This is a genomic window from Azonexus hydrophilus (assembly GCF_038368255.1).
In the GTDB taxonomy this organism is placed as follows: Bacteria; Pseudomonadota; Gammaproteobacteria; order Burkholderiales; family Rhodocyclaceae; genus Azonexus; species Azonexus hydrophilus.
In genome coordinates this window covers 1,123,772-1,145,215 of sequence record NZ_CP151406.1, presented here as the reverse complement: position 1 = coordinate 1,145,215, position 21,444 = coordinate 1,123,772, and the positions used below count along the sequence as shown (strand labels likewise).

Annotated in this window: 25 protein-coding genes; 9 read left to right on the top strand and 16 right to left on the bottom strand. The window is 64.8% G+C overall.

Annotated elements, in window-relative coordinates:
• Positions 1 to 6: 6 nt before the first annotated feature.
• The 4 genes from AADV58_RS05555 to AADV58_RS05540 are packed head-to-tail and all read right to left on the bottom strand — an operon-like array spanning position 7 to position 2,657.
• Positions 7 to 1,329 (bottom strand): ferredoxin reductase family protein, encoded by a 1,323-nt coding sequence (locus AADV58_RS05555; protein WP_341744279.1) that lies wholly within the window; start codon positions 1,327 to 1,329, stop codon positions 7 to 9.
• Positions 1,329 to 1,709: a PepSY domain-containing protein gene (locus AADV58_RS05550; protein WP_341744278.1), complete on the bottom strand. Its 381-nt coding sequence runs from the start codon at positions 1,707 to 1,709 to the stop codon at positions 1,329 to 1,331. The genes AADV58_RS05555 and AADV58_RS05550 overlap by 1 nt, the downstream gene beginning before the upstream one ends.
• A gap of 21 nt (positions 1,710 to 1,730) precedes the next feature.
• Complete coding sequence (locus AADV58_RS05545) at positions 1,731 to 2,222, bottom strand: diheme cytochrome c (protein ID WP_341744277.1); 492 nt, start codon at positions 2,220 to 2,222, stop codon at positions 1,731 to 1,733.
• 21 nt (positions 2,223 to 2,243) lie between these two features.
• Entirely contained in the window at positions 2,244 to 2,657 is a 414-nt protein-coding gene (locus AADV58_RS05540) for a DUF1924 domain-containing protein (protein WP_341744276.1), read from the bottom strand.
• Between the two features lie 133 nt (positions 2,658 to 2,790).
• Here AADV58_RS05540 and AADV58_RS05535 point away from each other — a divergent pair, with 133 nt between their 5' ends.
• Complete coding sequence (locus tag AADV58_RS05535; RefSeq protein ID WP_341744275.1) at positions 2,791 to 3,072, top strand: hypothetical protein; 282 nt, start codon at positions 2,791 to 2,793, stop codon at positions 3,070 to 3,072.
• A gap of 83 nt (positions 3,073 to 3,155) precedes the next feature.
• Here the strand turns inward: AADV58_RS05535 and AADV58_RS05530 are convergent, their stop codons facing one another.
• Genes AADV58_RS05530 through AADV58_RS05515 form a run of 4 tightly spaced genes read right to left on the bottom strand, consistent with a single transcriptional unit; the run spans position 3,156 to position 8,902 of the window.
• A complete protein-coding gene (locus tag AADV58_RS05530; RefSeq protein ID WP_341744274.1) occupies positions 3,156 to 4,427 on the bottom strand; it encodes a TolC family protein in 1,272 nt (423 codons plus the stop codon).
• Positions 4,424 to 4,738 (bottom strand): DUF3240 family protein, encoded by a 315-nt coding sequence (locus tag AADV58_RS05525; RefSeq protein ID WP_341744273.1) that lies wholly within the window; start codon positions 4,736 to 4,738, stop codon positions 4,424 to 4,426. Before AADV58_RS05525 ends, AADV58_RS05530 begins: the two co-directional genes overlap by 4 nt.
• A complete protein-coding gene (locus AADV58_RS05520; RefSeq protein WP_341744272.1) occupies positions 4,731 to 7,817 on the bottom strand; it encodes a CusA/CzcA family heavy metal efflux RND transporter in 3,087 nt (1,028 codons plus the stop codon). Before AADV58_RS05520 ends, AADV58_RS05525 begins: the two co-directional genes overlap by 8 nt.
• On the bottom strand, positions 7,817 to 8,902 hold the full coding sequence (locus AADV58_RS05515; RefSeq protein WP_341744271.1) for an efflux RND transporter periplasmic adaptor subunit: 1,086 nt from the start codon (positions 8,900 to 8,902) through the stop codon (positions 7,817 to 7,819). Before AADV58_RS05515 ends, AADV58_RS05520 begins: the two co-directional genes overlap by 1 nt.
• A 272-nt stretch (positions 8,903 to 9,174) precedes the next feature.
• Between AADV58_RS05515 and AADV58_RS05510 the strand changes: the two genes are divergently transcribed.
• Genes AADV58_RS05510 through AADV58_RS05475 form a run of 8 tightly spaced genes read left to right on the top strand, consistent with a single transcriptional unit; the run spans position 9,175 to position 15,452 of the window.
• Positions 9,175 to 9,528, top strand: a complete 354-nt coding sequence (locus AADV58_RS05510; protein WP_341744270.1) for a hypothetical protein — start codon at positions 9,175 to 9,177, stop codon at positions 9,526 to 9,528.
• Positions 9,529 to 9,541: 13 nt separating this feature from the next.
• Positions 9,542 to 9,886 (top strand): PepSY domain-containing protein, encoded by a 345-nt coding sequence (locus AADV58_RS05505; protein WP_341744269.1) that lies wholly within the window; start codon positions 9,542 to 9,544, stop codon positions 9,884 to 9,886.
• Between the two features lie 21 nt (positions 9,887 to 9,907).
• Positions 9,908 to 11,179 carry a 2Fe-2S iron-sulfur cluster-binding protein gene (locus AADV58_RS05500; protein ID WP_341744268.1) on the top strand — a complete coding sequence of 424 codons (1,272 nt, stop codon included), beginning with the start codon at positions 9,908 to 9,910 and terminating at the stop codon, positions 11,177 to 11,179.
• Positions 11,180 to 11,758 carry a hypothetical protein gene (locus AADV58_RS05495; RefSeq protein WP_341744267.1) on the top strand — a complete coding sequence of 193 codons (579 nt, stop codon included), beginning with the start codon at positions 11,180 to 11,182 and terminating at the stop codon, positions 11,756 to 11,758.
• Positions 11,755 to 12,501, top strand: coding sequence for a cytochrome c3 family protein (locus tag AADV58_RS05490; protein WP_341744266.1), 747 nt, complete (start codon positions 11,755 to 11,757; stop codon positions 12,499 to 12,501). The genes AADV58_RS05495 and AADV58_RS05490 overlap by 4 nt, the downstream gene beginning before the upstream one ends.
• Positions 12,491 to 13,411: a cation diffusion facilitator family transporter gene (locus AADV58_RS05485; RefSeq protein ID WP_341744265.1), complete on the top strand. Its 921-nt coding sequence runs from the start codon at positions 12,491 to 12,493 to the stop codon at positions 13,409 to 13,411. The genes AADV58_RS05490 and AADV58_RS05485 overlap by 11 nt, the downstream gene beginning before the upstream one ends.
• Positions 13,412 to 13,425: 14 nt before the next feature.
• Entirely contained in the window at positions 13,426 to 14,088 is a 663-nt protein-coding gene (locus AADV58_RS05480) for a response regulator transcription factor (protein ID WP_341744264.1), read from the top strand.
• Positions 14,085 to 15,452 carry a sensor histidine kinase gene (locus tag AADV58_RS05475; RefSeq protein WP_341744263.1) on the top strand — a complete coding sequence of 456 codons (1,368 nt, stop codon included), beginning with the start codon at positions 14,085 to 14,087 and terminating at the stop codon, positions 15,450 to 15,452. The genes AADV58_RS05480 and AADV58_RS05475 overlap by 4 nt, the downstream gene beginning before the upstream one ends.
• Positions 15,453 to 15,454: 2 nt before the next feature.
• On the opposite strand, the gene AADV58_RS05470 is transcribed toward AADV58_RS05475, so the two are convergent.
• From AADV58_RS05470 to dksA, 8 genes are read right to left on the bottom strand one after another with little or no spacing between them, the layout of a single operon-like run.
• The gene (locus AADV58_RS05470) at positions 15,455 to 16,300 is read right to left on the bottom strand and encodes a ZIP family metal transporter (protein WP_341744262.1); all 846 of its coding nucleotides are present in this window, start codon (positions 16,298 to 16,300) and stop codon (positions 15,455 to 15,457) included.
• Positions 16,297 to 16,875: a DUF3299 domain-containing protein gene (locus AADV58_RS05465; RefSeq protein WP_341744261.1), complete on the bottom strand. Its 579-nt coding sequence runs from the start codon at positions 16,873 to 16,875 to the stop codon at positions 16,297 to 16,299. The genes AADV58_RS05470 and AADV58_RS05465 overlap by 4 nt, the downstream gene beginning before the upstream one ends.
• Before the next feature lie 10 nt (positions 16,876 to 16,885).
• Positions 16,886 to 18,145 carry an ABC transporter permease gene (locus tag AADV58_RS05460; protein WP_341744260.1) on the bottom strand — a complete coding sequence of 420 codons (1,260 nt, stop codon included), beginning with the start codon at positions 18,143 to 18,145 and terminating at the stop codon, positions 16,886 to 16,888.
• Complete coding sequence (locus tag AADV58_RS05455; protein ID WP_281984817.1) at positions 18,142 to 18,822, bottom strand: ATP-binding cassette domain-containing protein; 681 nt, start codon at positions 18,820 to 18,822, stop codon at positions 18,142 to 18,144. The genes AADV58_RS05460 and AADV58_RS05455 overlap by 4 nt, the downstream gene beginning before the upstream one ends.
• 2 nt (positions 18,823 to 18,824) lie before the next feature.
• On the bottom strand, positions 18,825 to 19,331 hold the full coding sequence (locus AADV58_RS05450; RefSeq protein WP_281984815.1) for a DUF2796 domain-containing protein: 507 nt from the start codon (positions 19,329 to 19,331) through the stop codon (positions 18,825 to 18,827).
• 22 nt (positions 19,332 to 19,353) lie between these two features.
• Positions 19,354 to 19,935 carry a 6-pyruvoyl trahydropterin synthase family protein gene (locus tag AADV58_RS05445; protein WP_341744259.1) on the bottom strand — a complete coding sequence of 194 codons (582 nt, stop codon included), beginning with the start codon at positions 19,933 to 19,935 and terminating at the stop codon, positions 19,354 to 19,356.
• A complete protein-coding gene (locus tag AADV58_RS05440; RefSeq protein WP_341744258.1) occupies positions 19,929 to 20,996 on the bottom strand; it encodes a GTP-binding protein in 1,068 nt (355 codons plus the stop codon). The genes AADV58_RS05445 and AADV58_RS05440 overlap by 7 nt, the downstream gene beginning before the upstream one ends.
• 4 nt (positions 20,997 to 21,000) lie before the next feature.
• Complete coding sequence (gene dksA, locus AADV58_RS05435) at positions 21,001 to 21,423, bottom strand: RNA polymerase-binding protein DksA (RefSeq protein WP_028993547.1); 423 nt, start codon at positions 21,421 to 21,423, stop codon at positions 21,001 to 21,003.
• Between the last annotated feature and the right edge of the window lie 21 nt (positions 21,424 to 21,444).

The following is a 21,444-nucleotide window of genomic DNA, read 5'->3' as shown; positions in this document are numbered from 1 at the left end:
GACTACTCAGCGCATGACGAAGGCTTCCTGATGGAAACTCAGGCGCCGCCTGCCGATCCCGGCAATTCCCCGGCGTAGCGAATCGGCCAGCCCACCCGGACCGCAGAACCAGACTTCGGCTGCTTCGCCGGGACCGGTATCCTTGAGCAGACGATGCGCATCCAGCACGTCTCCCTGAGCGCTGCCATGGACATGCAGGCGAACACTGGGCAAGCCGGCGCATAGCGCCTGCAGTTCGGCCACGAAGGGATCGTGCTCGCGGTCGCGGGTGCAGTAATGCAGGTCCGCCGCCGGCGCCGGCGCGCTGCTGTTCTGCAAGGCGCCCAGCCAGGCCAGGAAAGGCGTCACGCCGATGCCGCCGGCCACCCAGAATTGCCGCGCCCGGGGATTGATGCGGGATAAATCGAAGCGTCCGTAGGGCCCTTCGATGTCGACAGGCTGGCCCGGGCGCAGCAGCGAAGGCAGCTGGCGGGTATGGTCGCCGAGCGCCTTGATGCGGAACTCGACGGTCCGGTCGCCGCCGTCGGCGCTGGCGATGGTGAAGGGATGCGCGCCCTCGTCCGGGTCAAAGGTGACCAGCGCGAACTGTCCGGCACGATGCCCGTGCCAGGCCGCCGGCAAACGGCAGGAAACGGCGACGACATCGGGGGCCGGCTGCGTCACGGCGAGGATTTCGCCGCGCACGCGCCGGGCCTGTCCGATGTTGCCGAGCAAGGCCCGCAACGCGCCATAGATGCCGGCCGCAACCAGCCCGGCGAGCACCCAGCCGACCGGCTGCGTCCAGTAATCGCGCGGCGCCAGCAGGACCGAGTGAAAGGCCAGCAGCAGGTAGATCACCGGCATCGCCCGGTGCAGGAAACGCCAGGGGCGATAGGGAAAACGCTGCCACAGCGTGATCGCCAGCAGCACCAGCAGGATGTAGAAGCCCCATTCGCCGAAGTCCTCGGCCAGATCCTGCAGGCTGTCGAGCAGGCCGGTGGCCTTTTCCTTGGGCACCCGGCCGGCACGACCGATGGTCGATTTGAGGATGTCGTCGGACATCTCGACCAGCCAGTGCATGATCGCAAAGCTGCCGCCGACGATGCCCGCCCATTTGTGCGCGCGATAGACGCGGTCCATGCCGCCGAAGGGCGCTTCCAGCCAGACCGGACGCGTCGCCAGGTACATCGCCAGCGACATCAGGCCAATCGCCAGCAGGCCGCTCAGGTACATCGCCTCCTGCCGCGCGATCCACCAGGGATGCGCCGGCGAGGCCGGTGCCTGCAGCACATCCCAGCCCCAGAGCAGGGCCAGCGCGGCAGTCAGCAAGACAAGCACGCCCCTGACCATCAGCGGCTCCCGGCCGGCGTCGCCGGCATGTCGTCACGACAGCGGCGCTTGTTGCACTCGCCGCTGCTTTCTCCGCGGCGAGCATCTTGCCGCTCGTACGCGCGCTGCGCGCCGACGAATTCGCCGGTACGCGCATCGAGCAGCAGCTTGCTGCGCCCCCCCTGGGGATTGGTGGCCCGCACTTCGTAACGGCCGTGCTCGCGCTCGATCTTCTCGATATTGCGATAGCCGGCCGCCTCCAGCTTTTCGATCAGACGGGGAATCGGCAGCCAGTTGCCGCTGCGCTCGGAATCGGCAAGAGCCGGTTGAGAAAAGCTCAGCACGCCGGCCATCAGCGCGGCGACCAGGGCCAAGGAAAACATCCGGTGCGAAAAAGTCATGGTGCTATCTCCCTGAAACGTTCAATCTTCGTAGTAGCCGAGCTCGGCGTCGGCATGACAGGCCGTGCAGTTGGCCTTGCTGCGCACGTCCTTGTGCCGCCATTCCCAATCCGGCACTTCGCGGTGTTCGCGCACCCACTTGGGCAAGGCCGTGATGCGCTGCGGCGCCGAGGCCGGATCGACACCACGCTGCAACTTGGCGCCGTAGCGCTGGCCACCGGTATCGGCGGCGTTGGCGACGAGATAGGCGGTGATCTTGCGGGCGACCTCGGGATCGACGGAAGCGTTGTCGCCAAAGTGATTGTCAAGTTCGCCCATCATGCGTTTCCACGACGAAGCCGGCAGCATCGACGCCGGGAACGCCAGGTGGCAGCTACCGCATTCTTCCTTGACCAGCGGATCGGCGACCGGCGGATAGTAATGACCGCCGCCGGCCTGAGCGCGGCTGAAGATCAGGGCGGAAAAACCGAGGGCCAGCAGGCCGAGGGCAAGGGGTCGGGTCGGGAATTTCATGGTCGTTTCCTCCGTTCTGTTTCAGCGGCTGCTGACGAAAGTCAGCCAGTCGCCCTTCTCGAGCGGGGTGCATTCGCGGCCGAGCACCTCGTTGCAGTTGCGCTTGAACCACTTCTCGACCTTGGCCGGATCGGCATAACGCCCGAGCGAGACCGACAGGGCCATTGGCTCGATCAACTTGCCGGTCAGGGTCTTGCCCGCAGCGCGGGGATCGTTGCCATGACAGCTGGTGCACGCCGGCGTATCCGGCTTGCCCAGGGCAAAATTGGTGACATGCAGCTTTTCGCCGCGAGCGGCGGAGAAACCCGAAAACGCCGGGTTGGCCGCCTTGGCGGCAGTGGCGTAGGTAGCCAGTTGCGCTTCGAGCGGACCGGCGCTGGCCAGCAGTGAGTGAAACGAAAGCACGAAGCAGGAAAGGGCGAGACGGAATTTCATGGCGGACATCCTCCAGATCAACAATGGAGCGAACTATGCCGCCGCACACCTGAACGGAACCTGAAGCGCGTGTTCAGCGAATATTCAGCTCATCTCAACGAGCATGGCGACATTCCACTCGAAGGAAACCGTCATGAAAACACCACTCGTACTCTGCTTATCGCTGCTTCTGCCCCTAAGCAGCCTTGCCAACCCGGTACCGGATGAAAGTTGTGAACAGATCAGAGCCCGGATCACCAGCCAGATCGGGACGCTGCCCAAACCCGATACCGAGTTGCTGAAGACGGTCGGCGTCCGCAAGGACTGCCGCTTCACCAGCGCCGAGGTTTATCGCGCCGGTTTCGGCGAGCAACCCAAAGCGCCATACGAAGCGCCACGTTACCGCGCACGCCACGGTCATGGCGAAGACGATTAGTTCTACTTTGTAAGATTAGTTATCACTTTGATGCTGGGTGGATTTTGGCCTGCCATTCGTATGGCAGTTGCCGTCAACCGCGATCATGGCTGAACTTCTGGTGAGTTCGGCAGGGAGAAATCCCAAAGCTTATGGCGATCAATTTCCAGCCGATAGTATTTCTCCAGTGCATCCAACTGGGCCAGGCGGCTGTCCAGTTCAGCATTGAAAGCCAGGCGGCGAATGGCCAGCATTTCCGCCAGGCTGCCTTCCCCCAGCTCGTAAGCCCGAGTCTGCAACTTCGCGGCCCGGATCATGCGGGCGGCGGCGTCCTGGCTCGCCTGCCAGGCCTGCCAGGCGCCCCGGGCCTGTTGCCAGGCGGCCCGAGCGGCGGCGCGGGTTTCACGCAGCACCTGGGCTTCCCGTTCGCTGGCAATGCTGGCTTCAGCCCGGCTACGGTCAGCCTCGGCCTGGCGTGCGCTGCCCATCAGGGGAATGGTCAGGGTGAGTCCGAGCAGCCGGTCCTCGCCATCCTTTTCCCGAGCAACACGTACTCCCACGGTGGGATCAGCCAGCCGATCCCGATCGGCGCGCTGGGCCTGTAGCCGACTGCGGCTGGACTCCAGCCGGGCCAGGCGCAGGGCGGGCTCCTGGGTCAGGAGCGCTTCTTCCCATTCTTCCAGGCTACCCGCGATGGGTTGCGGCGCCGGCAGGTTCACCTGTTCCGGCAGGGGCAAGCCAGGGAATAGTTGCTGCAGCCGTTCCCGGGCCGCGAGCAACTCGGCTTCCCGGGTCTGGTATTCGGCCCGCATCTGGGAAAAGGCCGCTTCCATCTGCAGGCTTTCCAGTTCCGAGGCATCACCCAGTTCCCGGCGGCGGGTCATGGCGCGGTTTTCCTTTTCCAGGCTGGCCCGGGCTTCTTCGACCTGGACCAGGCGCTCCCGGGCGCGCAGCCAGGCGAACCAGGTTTCCAGCAGCAGCCGGGCGCCGCCGTGCAGGCGTTCTTCTGCCGCTGCTTCGGCCAGGGCCCGGTGCTCCTGGCCGAGCTGGCTGTCCAGGGCGGCCTTGCCGGGCAGGCGCCAGGCCCGCTCCAGTCCCACGGCCCAATCCCGGGTGCGGCTGTCCGGCCCGCCGCCTGCGTCCCGCGTGTGGCGACGCTGGCCTTCCAGGGTCATGGCCCATTCGTGGGGACCGGCTTCGAGCTGGCGCTGCCGGGCTTCGCCCTGGGCGATTTCGCCCTGTCCGGCCCGTACTGAGGGCAGGTCCATCAGGGCCTGGCGCACGGCGGCTTCGGGGGGCAGGGCCGGCCCGGCCTGGGCAGGCAGGGCTCCCCAGGCGGCCAGCAGCAGGGAAAGCAGGAGGGTACGGCGCATCATGCCAGCCTCCCATGGGCCAGCACCGGGGTCAGCCAGTAGTAGAAATTGGCGCCGGGGAACTGCTCGCGCAGCATGGCGAGGATGGCGTCGGCCTTTTCCCGGTTGCTGCATACCGTGTCCAGGCGCTTCCGGCGCACATGGCCGCAGACCAGTTCGTCGGCCTCCACCAGCTGGATGGAACGGCCGTGGCCTTCCGCCGCCATGGAGGAGAAGCCGGCGGTCAGGTCCGGCCGGGCCAGCAGGGCGTCGGCCACGGCCTCTTCGAGTTCGTGGGGAACGATCAGAGTGAGGAGCAGGGGTGCGTCAGACACGGTCAGCCTCGCGGAAAGGGGTTGGGGGTCTCAGGCCGAAGCGGCGGTAGAGGATGGGCAGGATCAGTAGGGTCAGCAGAGTGGATGTCACCAGCCCGCCGATCACGACAATGGCCAGCGGCCGTTGCACTTCCGAGCCGGGACCCGTGGCGAACAGCAAGGGCACCAGACCCAGGGCGGCGATACTGGCGGTCATCAGCACCGGACGTAGGCGGCGCTTGGCCCCCTCCACCACCACCTGGGCGATGGGCATGCCGGTGGCCAGCAACTGGTTGAAGTAGCTGACCATCACCACGCCATTCAGGACGGCGATGCCGAGCAGGGCGATGAAGCCCACGGAGGCGGGCACCGAGAGGTACTCGCCCGCCAGCAGCAGGGAAAACACGCCGCCCACCAGGGCGAAGGGGATGTTGGAGAGCACCAGCACCGCCTGGCGCACCGAGCGGAAAGTGGAAAAGAGCAGGAAGAAGATCAGCGCCAGGGCCATGGGCACCACCACCGCCAGCCGGGCAGCGGCCCGCTGCTGGTTCTCGAACTGGCCGCCCCAGGCGACGCGGTAGCCCGGGGGCAGCTGGATGCCAGCTTCCACGGCCCGGCGGGCGTCCTCCACGAAGCCCACCAGGTCCCGGCCGCGCACGTTGGACTGGACCACCACGAAGCGCTGGGCATTTTCCCGGTCCACCTTCACCGGGCCATCCACCCGTTCGATGCGGGCAATGCTGGTGAGGGGGATGTTCTGGCCGTCCGGGGTGGCGATGAAGAGGCCGGCAAAGGCGGCGGGGCTGTCGCGCAGGTCGGCAGTGCCCTTGATGAACAGGGAGAGGCGCCGGCCGCTCTCGATCACGGTGCCCACGACCTGCCCCTCGAGTAGCCCCTTCAGGGTGTCCTGCACCTCTTCCACATTGAGGCCGAAACGGCCGGCGGCGAGGCGGTCCACGCGAATCTGCAGGTACTGCACCCCCTCGTTCTTCACCGTGAAGGTGTCCTCCGCGCCGGGCACGGCCTTGATGGCGGTTTCCACCTGACCGGCCAGTTGGTTCAGGGCGGCCAGGTCGGGGCCGTAGATTTTCACCGCCAGATCGCCGCGCACCCCGGTGAGCATTTCGGAAACCCGCATGTCGATGGGCTGGGTGAAGGAAAATCCGATGCCTGGGAAATCCGCCATCACCTGGCGCAGCTGGTCGGCCAGCCAGTCCGGGTCGGGCTTCCGCCATTCGCTACGGGGCTTCAGCACCATGAAGGTGTCGGTCTGGTTCAGGCCCATGGGGTCCAGGCCCAGTTCGTCGGCCCCGGTGCGGGCGACGATGGCCTTCACCTCCGGCACCTGCTCCATGATCGCCTGCTGGATGCGGCCATCCAGTGCAAGGCTCTGTTCCAGGGTGATAGAGGGCAGCTTTTCCAGCTGCATGATCAGGTCCCCTTCATCCATGGTGGGCATGAAGGTCTTGCCGAGCAGGGTATAGGCGCCCCCCGCCGCCGCCAGACTGACCAGGGCGCCGATGATCAGGGGCCGGGTGTGGCTCAGGGCCCAGCCCAGCAGGTGATCGTAGCCCACATTGAGCTTTCTGACCAGCCAGGGCTCCTGATGCACGCCCCGCTGCAACAGCCAGGAGGCGAGCACCGGCACCACGGTGAGGGACAGCAGCAGGGAAGCCGAGAGGGCGAACACGATGGTGAGGGCCACCGGGCCGAACATCTTGCCTTCCAGGCCCTGCAGGGAGAGCAGGGGCAGGAACACGATGATGATGATGAAAATCCCGGAAGCCACCGGCGCCGCCACTTCCCGGGCGGCCCGGTAGATCAGGTGCAAGGTGGGCAGGTTTTCCGGGGCGTGGGCCAGCTCGATTTCCACGTTTTCCACCACCACCACGGCCGCATCCACCAGCATGCCGATGGCGATGGCCAGGCCCCCCAGGCTCATCAGGTTGGCCGAGAGGCCGAAGCTGCGCATGAGGATGAAAGTGGCCAGGGCCGAGAGGGGCAGCATCAGGGCCACCACCAGGGCGGCACGCAGATTGCCGAGGAAGGCCAGCAACAGGATCACCACCAGCACGATGGCTTCGAGCAGGGCCTTGGAAACGGTCTGCACGGCCCGGTCCACCAGGGAGCTGCGGTCGTAGAAGGGCACGATACTGATGCCGGGGGGCAGCGACGGGGCGATTTCCGCAAGCCGGGTCTTGACCCCGGCCACCACGGCCCGGGCGTTGGCACCCCTCAGGCCCAGCACCAGGCCCTGCACCGCCTCGCCCTCGCCGCTCCGGGTCACGGCGCCGTAGCGGGTCAGGTGGCCGTAGCGCACCACGGCCACGTCGCCCACCCGGGTCACGCCGCCGGTACCGCTGCGCACCACAATGGCGGCCACGTCCTCCAGGGTGCGGATGGCGCCCTCGGTACGCACCAGCAGGGATTCCTCCCCGTCGTTGAGGCGTCCGGCCCCGTCATTGCGGTTGTTGCGGGCCAGGGCCTCGCGCAGTTGCGCCATGGAAAGCCCCCGGGCGGCCAGAGCCGTGGTGTCGGGCACCACTTCGAAGGTTTTCACGTAGCCGCCCAGGCTGTTCACGTCGGCCACGCCGGGCACCGTGCGCAGTTGCGGGCGGATCACCCATTCCAGCAGGCTGCGCTTTTCCTCCAGGGGCAGTTCCCCCTCGATGGTGAACATGAACATTTCCCCCAGGGGGGTGGTGATGGGGGCCAGTCCGCCATTAACGCCGGGGGGCAGGCTGTCCATGACGCTGGAGAGGCGTTCGCCCACCTGCTGGCGGGCCCAGTAGATGTCGGTGCCGTCCTCGAAGTCGATGGTGATGTCGGTGATCGCGTACTTGGAAGTGGAGCGCAGTAGGCGCTGGTTGGGGATGCCGAGCATCTCCTGTTCCACCGGGGTGACGATGCGGGCCTCCACCTCCTCCGGCGTCATGCCGGGGGCCTTGAGGATGATCTTCACCTGGGTGGTGGATACATCGGGAAAGGCGTCGATGGGCAGTTGCAGGAAGGCGCTCAGGCCCAGACCCGCGAGGATCAGGGTGAGCACCAACACCAGGAGGCGCTGGGTCAGGGAAAAACGGATCAGGTGCGCCAGCATCACTCGCCCCCCGCCCCGGCGAGCATCGCCTTGAGGCTGGCCACGCCCTGGACGGCCACCCGCTCACCAGGGACGAGCCCTGCCACCATCACCGTGTCACCCAGTTGGGAGAGCACCTTCACTGGTTTGGCCACGAAGCGAACGGTTTCGCCGCCACCCTGCTGCACAAAAGCCAGCAACTGCCCCTCGTGGCGGGCCAGGGCCCGGCTCGGCAGGGCCTGGCCGGGCTGGCCGCTGACCTGGATTTCCACCTCCACCGCCTGGCCCGGGCGTAACTGCTCGCTGCCCCGGTCCACCTGGGCACGCAGGGTGACGTTCTGGCTGGCGGCATCGACGCTGCGGCTCACGGCCAGCAGCTTGCCCTCCACTCCCAGCAGGGGCAGGCGCACGATGTCGCCGGCCTTGACCCGGGCGGCCACGCCGGCCGGCACCTGCAGGGTGACCCAGAGCGGCGCGGGGCGGCCGATGCGGGCAATGGGGGTGGCGGCGGGCAGGCGATCCCCCACCTGGGCCAGCTGTTCGAGCAGCACGCCATCCAGGCCGGCCCGCAGTTCCAGCACGGCTCCGCCCGCACCGGGACGGCCGCCGGCCAGGGCCAGGGACTGGCGGCTCTGGGCCAGTTGCGCCCCCGCCTCGGCGGCGGCGGCCCGGCTGCTTTCGAGGCGGGCCTGGGCGATGATGCCTTCCTTGAACAGCTGCTCATCCCGCTGGCGGGCGGCGCCGGCCTGGGCGGCCCGGGCGCTGGCCTCGACATGGAGCCGCTGCAGTTCCAGGGCCTGCGGGCTGATCAGACGGGCCACCACCTGTCCTTTCTTGACCATCTCCCCGGGGGGGATCAGCACCTCTTGCAGCGTTCCCTCCAGGGGCGCGACAAGCATTTGTAGTTGTCCAGCAGGGATATCGACCCGGCCGGGCAACCCCGGTAGTCGGACATCCTCCTCAGGAGGCAATGTGCGGGTCTGAATACCCAGAGATTGGAGCTGGCGGGCGTTGAGTAAGGTCGTTTCAGCGGCGTGGCCCTCCAAAGAAAGCAGGCAGAGGAACAGGCTTACGGCATAAGGCTTGATCAAAAAATGACGGGACATGAATGATAGGTCCGAGTAAAGATTGGCGTTACTCTAATTGCGGCTACCTGAATCCAGCCTGAACGCCGGATTTACTTGGTGACCCGGGAGTAGGTGCCGGCGCCTGGGCAGAACTGGGTATTTGCGTCGGTGATGAGACGGCTGGGAGTCAGTCTGACCAACCCGAACTAGGCACTGACAGTATTCAGGCCGTGTTCATGTTGACGGGCGTAGAACGGGAATCGGGGAATGAACAAGCCTGTGCCATCATTCAATTCGTGAAGGAGTCCATCATGTTGTCCCAAAGCAAATTACTGATCAGTCTCGTCACTGCTGGCCTGCTCTTGAGTTCAGGCGGCGCATTTGCGGCCGACCCGGTCGCCGAACCGATTTTTGGTAGCCAGTTGATGACCGAGCAGGAGCGTGTCGAGCACCGCAATGCCATGCGCAGCGCCCGTACCGAGGAGGAACGCGCGGCCGTGCGCGCCAAACACCATGAACAGATGGTGCAACGCGCGCAGGAACGTGGCGTCACCCTGCCGGCCACGCCACCGGAACAAAGGCCTTATGCGGGCCCGCGCGGCGGCATGGGGCCGGGCATGAATGCCGGCGGTCAGGGCATGGGTCCCGGTCGCGGTCGTCAATAGCCCGATGATGTTGTTGCGATTGCTCCGCTTGTTCCTGCTGTCGGCCTGCATCGGCATTGCGCCGGTCCAGGCCGACAGCCGCCAGGATCATGAAGTCGCCCGGCGGGCGCTGGAGGCGGGCGAGATTCTGTCGCTGCGCCAGGTGCTCGCGCGCATCGAGAGCGAGCACCGCGGCGACGTGCTGGAAGTCGAACTGGAGCACGAAGATAGCCGCTGGATCTACGAAGTGAAGATGCTGCGCCGCGACGGCGGCATCAACAAACTGATCATCGACGCGCGCGACGGCAGGGTGCTGGAGGTCAAGGGTCGGCACGGCGGTCGTCGGGGGCGGAATTTGCCGATTGAAAACCAAAAATAATAACCACGAGAACCCTCGTCAATGCTATCGCTACCCGAAATGACATCCTCTTCTCTCCTGCTCTGGATCGCGCTGGGGATCATGGTGCAGATTGCACTGTGGCTCGGCATAAGCTTCTGGCAGCATTGGGCGGAATACCAGGCACTGCGTAACGGTATACGAACTGGCACACAGTTCGCTGAGACTCCCGAACCTGCTCCCGCTTCAGGATGGGGCGCTTACCGAAATTTCCGGGTAGCGCGCAAAGAGGTTGAGGATGGAGCCCAATCCATTTGTTCGTTTTACCTGGTACCGGAAGACGGGTTACCGCTGCCGACGTTCCGGCCGGGTCAATTTCTTACATTTCGACTCGACATACCCAAGCCTGATGGCCAAATCGAGCAGATCGTTCGTTGCTACTCCTTGTCCGATGCACCCGGAAAAGAGTTTTATCGTGTGTCGATCAAACGAGTACCTGCGCCGATTGCCAGTCAGTATCCCCCGGGGCGCTCTTCAAACCACTTCCATGACCATGTGAAGCCCGGAGATATCCTGCAGGTTCGCGCACCCGGAGGGCATTTCCACATTGACCGTAGCCAATCCCCCGTCGTTCTTATCGGTGGGGGTATCGGCATCACCCCGATGCTTTCAATGCTCAACTGGTGCCTGACAGAACAGCCTGGACGCGAGGTCTGGCTGTTCTATGGCGTACGTAACGGCGTTGAGCTGATCAAACGTCGCGAACTCGAAGCGCAAACTGCAACCCACCCGAATTTCCATCTTCGCCTGTGTTTCAGCGCCCCCTCGCCGGACGAAGCATTGGGTCGTGATTACCACCACCAGGGGCGCGTGGATATTCCGCTGTTGAGAAGTGAATTACCACTCAAGCCGTTCGATTTCTACATCTGCGGCCCGACCGCCATGATGGAAAGTCTTGTGTTGGGGCTGGAAGACTGGGGGGTAGCGGAAAACCATGTCCATTACGAAGCTTTTGGCCCGGCGTCAATCAAACGCAAGTCGAGCACGACGACTCCGGGAGCAGCAGCGGAAACCCAGAGCAATCTGGTCGTAACCTTCGCCAAATCCGGCAAGCAGCTACCGTGGCAACCAGAGACCGGTAATCTGCTCGATTTTGCCGAGGCGCATGGCGTAAAGATCGACTCCGGTTGCCGAAGCGGAAGCTGTGGCAGCTGCCAGACCGTCATCCGCTCAGGAGAGGTCGCTTACAAGCATCTGCCTGACTTTGATCCCGAACCGGGAAGCTGCCTGCTATGTAGTTGCAGCCCGAAGAGCAACGTGACCCTGGAGGCTTAAATGACCAACACGCTTTGGCGCAACCATATTCTTCCCTTCACCTTGCTGGTCGGCCTACTCGCTGCAGCAACCCTGCTCGGAGATTATCTTCTGCACCGCTTCGATCTGGTCTGGGTTGGCCGTTATCTTGGCATTCCCGGAACGCTGCTCATCATCGGATCGCTGCTCTACTCGCTGCGCAAGCGCAAGATGATCACCGCCGGCAACGTGAAGTCATGGCTCAGCATGCACGAGATCGGCACCTGGCTAGGATCGTTGATGGTGCTATTGCACGCGGGGATTCACTTCAACGCCATCCTCCCCTGGCTGGCAACCCTGGCAATGGGCATCAATGTCATCAGCGGCATGGTTGGCAAATTGTTGCTCGCCCGTTCGCGTGAGCACGTCATCGGACAGCGGGAGCACTATCAGTTGCGCGGAATGGCCAAGGAAGAAATCGAAAGGGCAGTTTTCTGGGACGCCGTGACACTCGATGCCATGTCCAGGTGGCGCAAGATACATATTCCGATTTTCATTGCCTTCGCTGTTCTGGCCCTTGGTCACATCATCAGCATCTTTCTATTCTGGGGTTGGCGATGAGCAAAACGCTCAAGATCATTCTTGCGATCAACCTGATCGCACTAGCGGTTCTTACCTTCGCTTATCCGCACCTGATGGTTGGCCCCGGGAAATTGATCGCCGCACACAGTAAGCTGGAAACCGACTGCTTTGCCTGTCATGCGCCTTTCTTTGGAACAGCCAACGAACGCTGCATCGCATGCCACAAACCGGAGGAAATCGGCAAACTGACGAGTCTCGGACAAGCGATCAGCAAACCACGCTCCAGTACCCCATTCCATCAAAATCTGCTGAAGCAGGATTGCCTCGCTTGTCATAGCGATCACGCGGGCGTGAAGCGCTTCCGTGTTGAAGGCAGATTCGACCATGCCTTGCTCCAGGCTGATGCGAGGAAACAATGCCAGTCCTGCCACAAATCGCCGAAGGACAAGCTTCACCAACAGATATCCGGCAATTGCAGCCAATGCCACCGCCAGGACAAGTGGATACCAGCGAGCTTTGCGCATGAAAAATACTTCGAACTGGACCGGGACCACAACGTTCAGTGCGTGACTTGCCATATCCGCAATGACTACAGCCGCTATACCTGCTACGGCTGCCACGAGCACACTCAGGACAAGATCCGTCGGGAGCATATCGAGGAAGGTATACGTGACTTCGAGAACTGCGTCGAATGTCATCGAAACGCCGACGAACACGACATACGGATGCCCGGTCGCGAACAAAAAACAGGAAGACGAGAAGGAAGAAGAGATGACGATTGACGACAACCAGAGCAGCACCAGTCTAAAGCCGTACGTATGGATTTCCATCGGCGCCGCAGTTGCCACGATCCTGCTCAAAGGCCTGGCCTGGTGGCTGACGGACTCTGTCGGCTTGCTTTCGGATGCCCTGGAATCCTTCGTTAATCTGGCGGGAGCGTTGATGGCGCTGTGGATGCTTTCCCTAGCAGAACGACCGGCGGACGACAATCACCCCTACGGTCACGGCAAGGCAGAATATTTCTCGAGTGCCTTCGAAGGCTTTCTCATCTTTCTGGCGGCAATCAGTATCGGCTATACCGCCATTGAGCGACTTCTGGCGCCAAAGGCACTGGAGGCGGTCGGCGTCGGCCTGCTGGTGTCGCTGCTGGCCTCGCTCATCAATCTGGCCGTTGCCATGTTGCTGATCAAGGCCGGACGCGAACACCGCTCCATCACACTGGAAGCCAACGCCCACCACCTGATGACCGATGTCTGGACATCGGGCGGTGTCATCCTGGCCGTCGGCCTGGTGGCACTATCCGGATGGCATTGGCTCGACCCGGCGATTGCGCTGCTCGTTGCGGCCAATATCATTTGGGCCGGTTGGCACCTGATGCGTCGTTCCGCTTCCGGTCTCATGGATATCGCCCTTCCGGCCGAACAAATCGGCCAGATCACCCGGATACTGGAGCAACACGCCGAAGACGGCATCACCTATCATGCCTTGCGCACCCGGCAGGCCGGGCGACGCTCCTTCGCCAGTTTTCACCTGCTCGTGCCGGGTAACTGGTCGGTACAGAGAGCGCACGACCGGGCCGAGCAAATCGAACACGCATTACGGCTGGCCATTCCGGGCATGCATATCACTTCACACATCGAACCGCTTGACGACCCCTGTTCAATGGACGACCAGGCACTCGATCGGGAATAACCAGGAGAATATCGATGCGCATCCTGCTGGTCGAAGACGAACCGACACTGAATCTCCAGGTCGCCCGCAAGCTGAAGGCCGAGGGCTACATCGTCGAGGTCGCGGTCAACGGGCGCGATGCGCTGCATCTGGGCATGGAGAACGATTTCGACGCGGTGATCCTCGACCTCGGCCTGCCGCTGCTCGACGGACTGTCGGTACTGACACGCTGGCGGGGTGGCGGGCGCACCATGCCGGTACTGATCCTGACTGCGCGCGGCGACTGGCACGAACGGGTGGCCGGGATCGACGCCGGTGCCGACGATTACCTGGTCAAACCCTTCCACATGGAAGAACTGCTTGCCCGCCTGCGCGCCCTGATCCGGCGCAGCGCCGGCCAGGCCAGCAACGAGCTGGTATGCGGCAGTTTGCGCCTGGATATCCGGCGGGCGGCAGCGAGCGTCGAAGGTCAGAGTCTGGCGCTGACCAGCCACGAATTCAAGGTGCTGGCCTACCTGATGCAGCGCCGTGGCGAGGTCGTCTCGCGTAGCGAACTCTCCGAGCACATCTACCCGCAGGACAGCGACCGCGACTCCAACACCATCGAAGTCTTCGTCGGCCGGCTGCGCAAGAAACTGCCCAACGGAATGATCGAAACGGTACGCGGCTTCGGTTACCGCCTGGGGCAGCCCGCATGAAGGCAGGCAGCACCTCGCTGCGTTTCCGCCTGCTGGTCGGGACGCTGGTCTGGGTGGCCGCCACCGTCGGCATTGCCGGCTGGGTCTTGCAAAGCATGTTCGAACAACAACTGTCGCGCCAGTTCGACAACGAACTGAGCATGCACCTGGCCCAACTGGCCGCCCATCTTGAAACCGATGCCGGCGGCAATCCCGTGCTTGCCCGGCCGCTCAGCGACCCGCGCCTGGAACGTCCCTACTCGGGCCTTTACTGGCAGGTCGAGCGCATGGCACCCGACAACAGCGGCGTGATCGCCCTGCGTTCCCGTTCGCTGTGGGATGCCCAATTGCCGGTGCCCGCCGACCGGCTGGCCGATGGCGAGCGCCACACCCATCGCGTCAGCGGCCCGGACGGGGAAGCGCTGCGCATGCTGGAACAGGTCATGCAACCGGCCGAAGGCCCGGATCAGAGCTGGCGCCTGATCGTCGCCGCCGACGAACGCTTGCTGGCCGAGCCCGTAGCCCGCTTCCGCACGCTGCTGATCGGCGCCCTGGCCCTGCTCGCCTTGGGGCTGATGGTCGCTGCAGCCTTCCAGGTTGTCGCTGGTCTGCGCCCACTCAAGCGCCTGCGCGAAGAATTGTCACTGCTGCGCGACGGCCGACGGACAACACTGAGCGAAGACCACCCGAGCGAAATCGAGCCGGTGGTCGACGAACTGAATGCCGTGCTCAGCCGCAATGCCGATTTCGTCACCCGCGCCCGCCACCAGGCCGGCAATCTCGCCCACGCGGTCAAGACCCCGCTGGCGGTGATGGCCAACGCTGCCGCCGAGGCAGATGGCCCGTTCGCCGAACTGGTGCACAACCAGGTCATCGCCGCCCGCCAGCAGATCGACCGTCACCTGGCGCTGGCCAGGGTTGCTGCCGCCGCCCAGGATAAAGGCTTGCGCTGCCAAGTGGCGCCGGTCATCGAGGGCTTGGTCCGCGTCATGCAGCGCGTCCACCCCGAGCGCAGCTTCACCTTCACCCCCGGCGAGACGGCACGTGAAATGCTGTTTCGCGGCGAAGCCCAGGACCTCCAGGAAATGCTCGGCAACCTGCTCGACAACGCCGGCAAGTGGGCCTGCAGCCAAATTCGCATCGCCATTTCGGCCGATGCGGAGCAGTTGCATCTCGATATCGACGACGACGGCCCCGGCATCCCGGTGGACCGACGGGCCGCGCTGCTGCAACGCGGCCAGCGCGGCGACGAAAAGGTCGCCGGCGCCGGCCTGGGTCTGGCCATCGTCAGCGAACTGGCCACGCTTTACCAAGGACAGCTTGAACTACTCGATGCCCCGGGCGGTGGTCTGCGGGCCCGTCTGAAGCTACCCCTGGCGCGCTGAAATCAGTGGGTGAGCCACCCCACCACCGGCACCACCGCCACCCCGGCCCCGATCAGCAGGCTCTGGCGGACGAAACTCTCGCGCTGCTTGTGCAGTAGCGGAAAGATGTCGGCCAGCGCGACGTAGATGAAGCTGGAGGCGGCAATCACCAGCACGTAGGGGAGGACGAAATCGGCCGCCGACAGCGCAAAGAAACCGAGCGCACCGCCGAGCAGCGAACTCAGGCTGGAGCCGGCATTGGCGATGAAGGCCTTGGTATTGCTCCAGCCGGCATTGCGCAGCAGCACGAAGTCGCCCATTTCCTGCGGCACTTCGTGGGCGATGATGGCGACCGTCGTGGTCACGCCGAGCATCGGGTCGGCAATGAAGGCGGCGGCGATCAGCACGCCGTCGACGAAATTGTGGAAGGCATCGCCGATCAGGATCAATGGCGGCGCCGTCACCGTTGCGTGGTGACCGTCGTGCGACGCGCAATCGCCGTGCGAGTGGCGCCACAGCGCCAGGCGCTCGAGGGCGAAGAAGGTGAACAGCGTGCCCAGCATCAGCGCGAACAAGGTAGCGAACGGGCCACCGTGGTTGTGCCCGGCGTGCGCATCCTCCTCGGCGGCGATGGCGGCGTGGTCGTCCGGGCCATGGTCGTGACCAGCGTGGATGTCCACCGGCGGCAGCGAGTTGAAGGCTTCCGGCAGGATGTGCAGGAAGGCCGACGACAGCATGACGCCGGCAGCAAACGCCACCAGGATTGCCGTCGACTGCCGGGACAGGCGGAACACCACCATCGCCGCTGCGGCCATGCTGATCAAACCGCCGGCCAGGCAGGCCAGCAGGATCATGCTCAGGGTACTCATCGTTTCTTTCCTTGATTCACTTGATAGGGTTCAACCCGCTCGGCAGCGATACGGTAGGCATAGACGCCCATGCCGCTGTCGCCGCCCTGCAGGTTGATGGTGCCGCTGACCCAGAAGGTTTCCATGGTCCGCATGCCCTTCACCGGCTTGGCCGGGACGACATGGATGACCTGGTTCGACGGCGGCGGCGGCACATGCACGCAGGCACCGAAATACGGCACCAGCAGGAACTCGATGACATCGTCGCCTTTACGCTCGAGCGGCACGACGAAGCCGGGAATACGAATGCGCTGGCCATTCAGCGCGGGCTCGACCGGCGCCTTGTCCCATTCCTTGCGGACGCTGGCAAGCAGTTCGGCGGCTCGCGGATCGCTATCCTGCAATTTGTTGAGATCGATGCCCTTGAACGCCGCCATCGGGTCCCAGCCCTTGGGCATCAGGTCATCCCACATGATTTCCTTGAATCCCTTGACGCCCCCCTTGGCGGCAGGCAGCCGGTCGCCGACACGGTAATCGCTGGCCGGGGCCAGCATGGGCACGAGCAGCGCAAACAACAGCAGGCAAGGCTTCAGCATTCTTGTTCCTTCATGAACGGGGGATCAGTCCGTCGGCCAGCGACAGACGATAGGCACGCCAGGCCGGCAGCACACCGACGGACAGGCCGCAGACCAGCACGGCGCCGAGAAGTTTCATTTCGCCCACGCTCACCGCCAGCGGCAGGGCCGCCAGACCGAAAGCGGCCAGCAGATCGCCGCCGATGGCAGCAAACAGGCTGACCGCGGCCAGCCCGAGCAGGCAGCCAAGCAGGCTGACCAGGCCACTTTCGAGCAGCAACAAGCCAAGAATGTGCCGTCGTCCGGCGCCGATGGAGCGCAGGATGGCCATTTCGCGGCGGCGCTGGTCGAGGCCGGCGAGCATGGTCGCCATCAGGCCGGCCAGACCGACCGCCAGCACCAGCCAGGAAACCGCCTGCAAAGCCCGTTCGACGACACCGACGGTCTGCCACAACTGGTCGAGGGCGACGCCGGGCATCACGGCGAGCAGCGGCTCGTCGGCAAACTGGTTGATCCGGCGCTGGATGCGGAAGACCTCGGCGCGCTGGTGCAGGCCGACCAGGAAGGCGGTGATCGATTTCGGCGTCAGGTCGAACTTCTGCACCACCTCGGCGCCGATGTTGAAGCCGGGCACCGGCGCGCCGCCGATCCAGTCGAGGTGGATGGCCTCGATGGCCGCCAGGCCGACATGCACGGTGCGGTCGACCGGCGTACCGGTCGGCGCCAGGATGCCGACCACGGTGAACGGCTTGTCGTCGTGCGCCATGCCGGGCAGGCCGCCATCGCCGTGGCTCAGGGTGATCTGGTCGCCGACGCGGTAGCCGAGACGCTGGGCGACTTCGGCGCCGAGCACTGCGTCGAAGATGCCGGCGAAGACGACGCCGTCGGCCAGGCGTAAAGGCTGACGGTCGCCGTAGCGGAAATGGGTGAAGTAATCGGCCGTGGTGCCGAGCACCGGATACCCGCGATGCGAATCGCCGAGCGACAAGGGCACGCTCCAGGCAATGGCCGGATCGGCAGCAATTTTCTGGTAGCTTGCCCAGTCGAGGTTGTTGGTCGCCTCGCCGAGGCGGAAGACCGAATACAGCACCAGCTGGACCGGGCTGGTGCGGGCGCCGACGATCAGATCGCTGCCCGAGACCGATTGCGCGAAACTGTCGCGCGCCGCCTCACGGATGCGTTCGACCGACAGCAGCAGGGTCGCCGCCAGCATCACGGCGAGCAGGGTCAGCCCCAGGCTGAGCCGGCGATTCCAGGCGCTGGCCAGGGCCAGCCGCAGCAAGGCGCTCATGCCGGCAACTCCCCGGCCAGGGCAAAACTGGCGTCGAAATGTGCCGCCAGCCGCTGGTCGTGGCTGACGAAAACGACGGTGCTGGCCACCGCCTTCGCTTCCGCCAGCAAAAGGTCGATGAAGGCATCCTGGCGGGCGGCGTCGAGGGCCGAAGTCGGCTCGTCGGCGATGACGATTTCCGGCCGACCGATCAGCGCCCGGGCGGCAGCAACGCGCTGTTGCTGGCCGACCGACAGTTCGGCGGCCGGCGCGTCATGCACGGGCGCGGCCAGATCGAGCGCGGCGAGCAGGCGGCGCGCCTCGGCCACCGGGTCGCCGGCGCGTTGCGCGCGGCGGCGCGAAAAGCGGCAGGGCAGCAGCACGTTCTCCAGCGCCGACAGCCAGGGCAGGAGATTGAATTGCTGGAAGATGAAACCGAGGTGATCGGCGCGGAAGGCGTCGCGGCGCGCCGCCGGCAAGTCGCCGAGCACCTGCCCGAGCACTTCGATGCGCCCACGTTCGGGCAGCAGCACACCGCCAAGCAGATTCAGCAGCGTGCTTTTGCCGGCGCCGCTGGGACCGTGCAGGAACAAACTTTTGCCGGCGTCGACCTGCAATCCGCGCAGGCAGACCGCCGGCGCCGCATCGGGACGCCAGCGAAACAGCAGATCATCGATGCGGATCGCCGCCGGCGTCATGTTTACCAGGCGAATACCGGGTTCTTGGCGTCGAGTTTGCCGGCCTTCTGGCCCTTGGGACCGGCGAAGCTGACGTTGAGCGAACGCACGCGCGGGAATTCCGCCGACACCGTGGACTTGAGGTTGGTCAGCGCGGCCGGCTGGGCGCAGCGGTAAACGTAACGCACCTCGACATCGCCGTGGCCGTGATGGCCCTTGGCGCCTTCGAGCAGGGGCGCATCGATCTTCTGTTCGCTCGCCACGCACTGGGCGGCCGCCGTCGGCGTGAACAGTTTGGCCGGCGTCTTCAGTTTTTCCAGCGCCGCCTGCACCGTCAGTTGCTCGCGGGCGTTGCGCGGCGCCCGTTCGAAACCGACCACATCGTGCTGCGGCAGCTCCAGCAACAGGGTCAGCTGGTCGCCTTCGACGACGATGCCAAGCTGACCGACACCGTGGTTATGGGCGTGGTCGTTATGGGCAAAAGCCAGGGCCGGCAGCAGGGCGGCCAGGATCAGGGGGAGCTTTTTCATCGGGTTCTCCTTCAAGACAAAATCAGACGGCGGAGGGGTTGCGCAGGCGCTCGCCGCGCCTGAGCTTTTCGAACAGCTGCGGGTCGCGCCAGGCCTGGGTGATGGCCTCGGAAAAAACGATGCGGTCGAGGTCGATCAAGCCCATGCGCGGGTTGTCGGCGTCCTCGCGGAAGCACTGGGCGTAGCCGGTCTCGGTTTCATGGACGATCACCGAATGCAGGCGCACGTCCTGCTCGCCGTTGACGGTGTCGGTCAGACGCAACAGCGTATCGACCAGGCGGAAGAACAGACGCGAGAACTGCTCGGCGCTGGGCGACACCGGCAGGCTGATCCAGCGTTCGGAAAAGCGTTTGCAGGCAGCGACATAATCCGCGTCGTCGCCGTCCCAGATGGCGACGGCGTGATCGAAGGCGTCGATCAGGTCGCGCGGGCCGCCCTTGAGCAGGCCGAAGTCGTAGAGCATCTGGCCGTTGTCAAAGGCGTGCGCTTCGAGGATCAGCTCGACCTTGTACGAATGGCCGTGGATCGAATGCGAGCAGCGGCGCGTGCTGCAACCGCGCACGATATGGGCGTTCTCGAACTTGAACAGCTTGCGGATCAGCATTGGTCGCGCACTCCACAGAACATCGCGAAGGCCTGCTCGACCAGCGACTGGTCGAGATCGCGAACGATGAAGACGAGCCGGCTCTGGCGGTCGTTGTACGGCGCTTGCGCCGGCCAGTCGTCGAGCCGGGTGTAGGGATAAAGAACGTGCTGGACGCACTGGACGACGCGCGGCTTGTGGTCGCCGACAACGTTGAGCAGGCCCTTGATGCGCAGGATGCGCTCGCCCATGGTCTCCAGCAGGACACCGACGGCGTCGGCGAAACTCGGCCAGGCGAGCGGCTCGGCAAAGGTCAGGGCGAAGCTGTAGACATGCGCATCGTGCCGGTCGACGTCGTGGCGATGATGGTGGCCATGCGCTTTGCGGCGCTCGTCGCGGACCTTTTCCTCGGCCAGCCAGCCGGCCACATCGGGCGACTTGGCGGCCGGGTCGTAGAGGCCGCAGGCGAGGATCGCCGAGGGCGGGACTTGGCCGCGCGCTATCGGCAGTTGCGGCGCCGACGGGTTCATCGTGGTCAGCCGGGCGGACAGCGCGGCCAGTTGCTCCGGCGTTGCCAGGTCGGCCTTGGTCAGCAGCAGCCGGTCGGCCATCGCCACCTGCTTGATCGCCTCGCCGTGCGCCGCCAGCTGGCCCTCGCCGTGGGTCGCGTCGACTGCGGTGACGACGCCATCGATGCGGTAACGCTCGGCCAGGAAGAAATCTTCCATCAGCGTGTAGATCACCGGCGACGGGTCGGCCAGACCCGTGGTTTCGATGACGACGCGGCGGATCGGCTTGATCTCGCGGCGCAGGCAGCGCATGAACAGGTCGGTCAGGCTGCGCGTCAGGTCGCCGCGCACGGTACAGCAGATGCAGCCGGCGTCGAGCAGGATCACGTCGTCGTCGATCTTCTCGACCAGGTGATGGTCGACGGCAACCGAGCCGAACTCGTTGATGAGCACGGCGGTTTCAGCCATTTCCGGCTGTTGCAGCAGGTGATTGAGCAGCGTCGTCTTGCCGGCGCCGAGAAAGCCGGTGAGGATGACGACCGGAATGCGCCGGTCGGCGTCGTCGGCCATCATGCGATCAACCGCCGAACTGGCGCCGCTTCTGCTCGTGACGCTCCTGGGCTTCCAGACACAGGCTGGCGGTCGGCCGGGCGAGCAGGCGGGCGATGCCGATCGGCTCGCCGGTATCTTCGCACCAGCCGTAGCTGCCGTCGTCGATGCGCTTGAGCGCCTGGCCGATTTTCTTCAGCAGCTTGCGCTCGCGGTCGCGCACGCGCAGTTCCAGCGTGTGCTCTTCCTCGGCGCTGGCGCGATCGTTGGGATCGGGTTCAGCAGCATTGTCCTGCAGATGGTGCGTGGTTTCCTCGGCGGCGCCGCGCAGTGCGGCTTCCTCATCAAGCAGGCGCTGACGGAAGAAGGCCAGTTGCGCCGGCGACATGTATTCATCGTCGGCAGCGGCGAGAAGTTCTGCCTCGGTCGGCAGCTTGGTGGATCGGCTCATCGAACGTTCCTTGATCGTCGT

What these genes read in the sequence shown, in the direction of transcription:
- AADV58_RS05535 (WP_341744275.1), top strand. Translation starts at nt 2,791, where the DNA reads ATGAAAACACCACTCGTACTCTGCTTATCGCTGCTTCTGCCCCTAAGC.
- AADV58_RS05490 (WP_341744266.1), top strand. Translation starts at nt 11,755, where the DNA reads ATGAGCAAAACGCTCAAGATCATTCTTGCGATCAACCTGATCGCACTA.
- AADV58_RS05500 (WP_341744268.1), top strand. Translation starts at nt 9,908, where the DNA reads ATGCTATCGCTACCCGAAATGACATCCTCTTCTCTCCTGCTCTGGATC.
- dksA (WP_028993547.1), bottom strand. Translation starts at nt 21,423, where the DNA reads ATGAGCCGATCCACCAAGCTGCCGACCGAGGCAGAACTTCTCGCCGCT.
- AADV58_RS05460 (WP_341744260.1), bottom strand. Translation starts at nt 18,145, where the DNA reads ATGAGCGCCTTGCTGCGGCTGGCCCTGGCCAGCGCCTGGAATCGCCGG.
- AADV58_RS05485 (WP_341744265.1), top strand. Translation starts at nt 12,491, where the DNA reads ATGACGATTGACGACAACCAGAGCAGCACCAGTCTAAAGCCGTACGTA.
- AADV58_RS05510 (WP_341744270.1), top strand. Translation starts at nt 9,175, where the DNA reads ATGTTGTCCCAAAGCAAATTACTGATCAGTCTCGTCACTGCTGGCCTG.
- AADV58_RS05555 (WP_341744279.1), bottom strand. Translation starts at nt 1,329, where the DNA reads ATGGTCAGGGGCGTGCTTGTCTTGCTGACTGCCGCGCTGGCCCTGCTC.
- AADV58_RS05465 (WP_341744261.1), bottom strand. Translation starts at nt 16,875, where the DNA reads ATGCTGAAGCCTTGCCTGCTGTTGTTTGCGCTGCTCGTGCCCATGCTG.
- AADV58_RS05550 (WP_341744278.1), bottom strand. Translation starts at nt 1,709, where the DNA reads ATGACTTTTTCGCACCGGATGTTTTCCTTGGCCCTGGTCGCCGCGCTG.
- AADV58_RS05470 (WP_341744262.1), bottom strand. Translation starts at nt 16,300, where the DNA reads ATGAGTACCCTGAGCATGATCCTGCTGGCCTGCCTGGCCGGCGGTTTG.
- AADV58_RS05520 (WP_341744272.1), bottom strand. Translation starts at nt 7,817, where the DNA reads ATGCTGGCGCACCTGATCCGTTTTTCCCTGACCCAGCGCCTCCTGGTG.
- AADV58_RS05480 (WP_341744264.1), top strand. Translation starts at nt 13,426, where the DNA reads ATGCGCATCCTGCTGGTCGAAGACGAACCGACACTGAATCTCCAGGTC.
- AADV58_RS05445 (WP_341744259.1), bottom strand. Translation starts at nt 19,935, where the DNA reads ATGCTGATCCGCAAGCTGTTCAAGTTCGAGAACGCCCATATCGTGCGC.
- AADV58_RS05440 (WP_341744258.1), bottom strand. Translation starts at nt 20,996, where the DNA reads ATGATGGCCGACGACGCCGACCGGCGCATTCCGGTCGTCATCCTCACC.
- AADV58_RS05540 (WP_341744276.1), bottom strand. Translation starts at nt 2,657, where the DNA reads ATGAAATTCCGTCTCGCCCTTTCCTGCTTCGTGCTTTCGTTTCACTCA.
- AADV58_RS05530 (WP_341744274.1), bottom strand. Translation starts at nt 4,427, where the DNA reads ATGATGCGCCGTACCCTCCTGCTTTCCCTGCTGCTGGCCGCCTGGGGA.
- AADV58_RS05475 (WP_341744263.1), top strand. Translation starts at nt 14,085, where the DNA reads ATGAAGGCAGGCAGCACCTCGCTGCGTTTCCGCCTGCTGGTCGGGACG.
- AADV58_RS05545 (WP_341744277.1), bottom strand. Translation starts at nt 2,222, where the DNA reads ATGAAATTCCCGACCCGACCCCTTGCCCTCGGCCTGCTGGCCCTCGGT.
- AADV58_RS05455 (WP_281984817.1), bottom strand. Translation starts at nt 18,822, where the DNA reads ATGACGCCGGCGGCGATCCGCATCGATGATCTGCTGTTTCGCTGGCGT.
- AADV58_RS05515 (WP_341744271.1), bottom strand. Translation starts at nt 8,902, where the DNA reads ATGTCCCGTCATTTTTTGATCAAGCCTTATGCCGTAAGCCTGTTCCTC.
- AADV58_RS05450 (WP_281984815.1), bottom strand. Translation starts at nt 19,331, where the DNA reads ATGAAAAAGCTCCCCCTGATCCTGGCCGCCCTGCTGCCGGCCCTGGCT.
- AADV58_RS05495 (WP_341744267.1), top strand. Translation starts at nt 11,180, where the DNA reads ATGACCAACACGCTTTGGCGCAACCATATTCTTCCCTTCACCTTGCTG.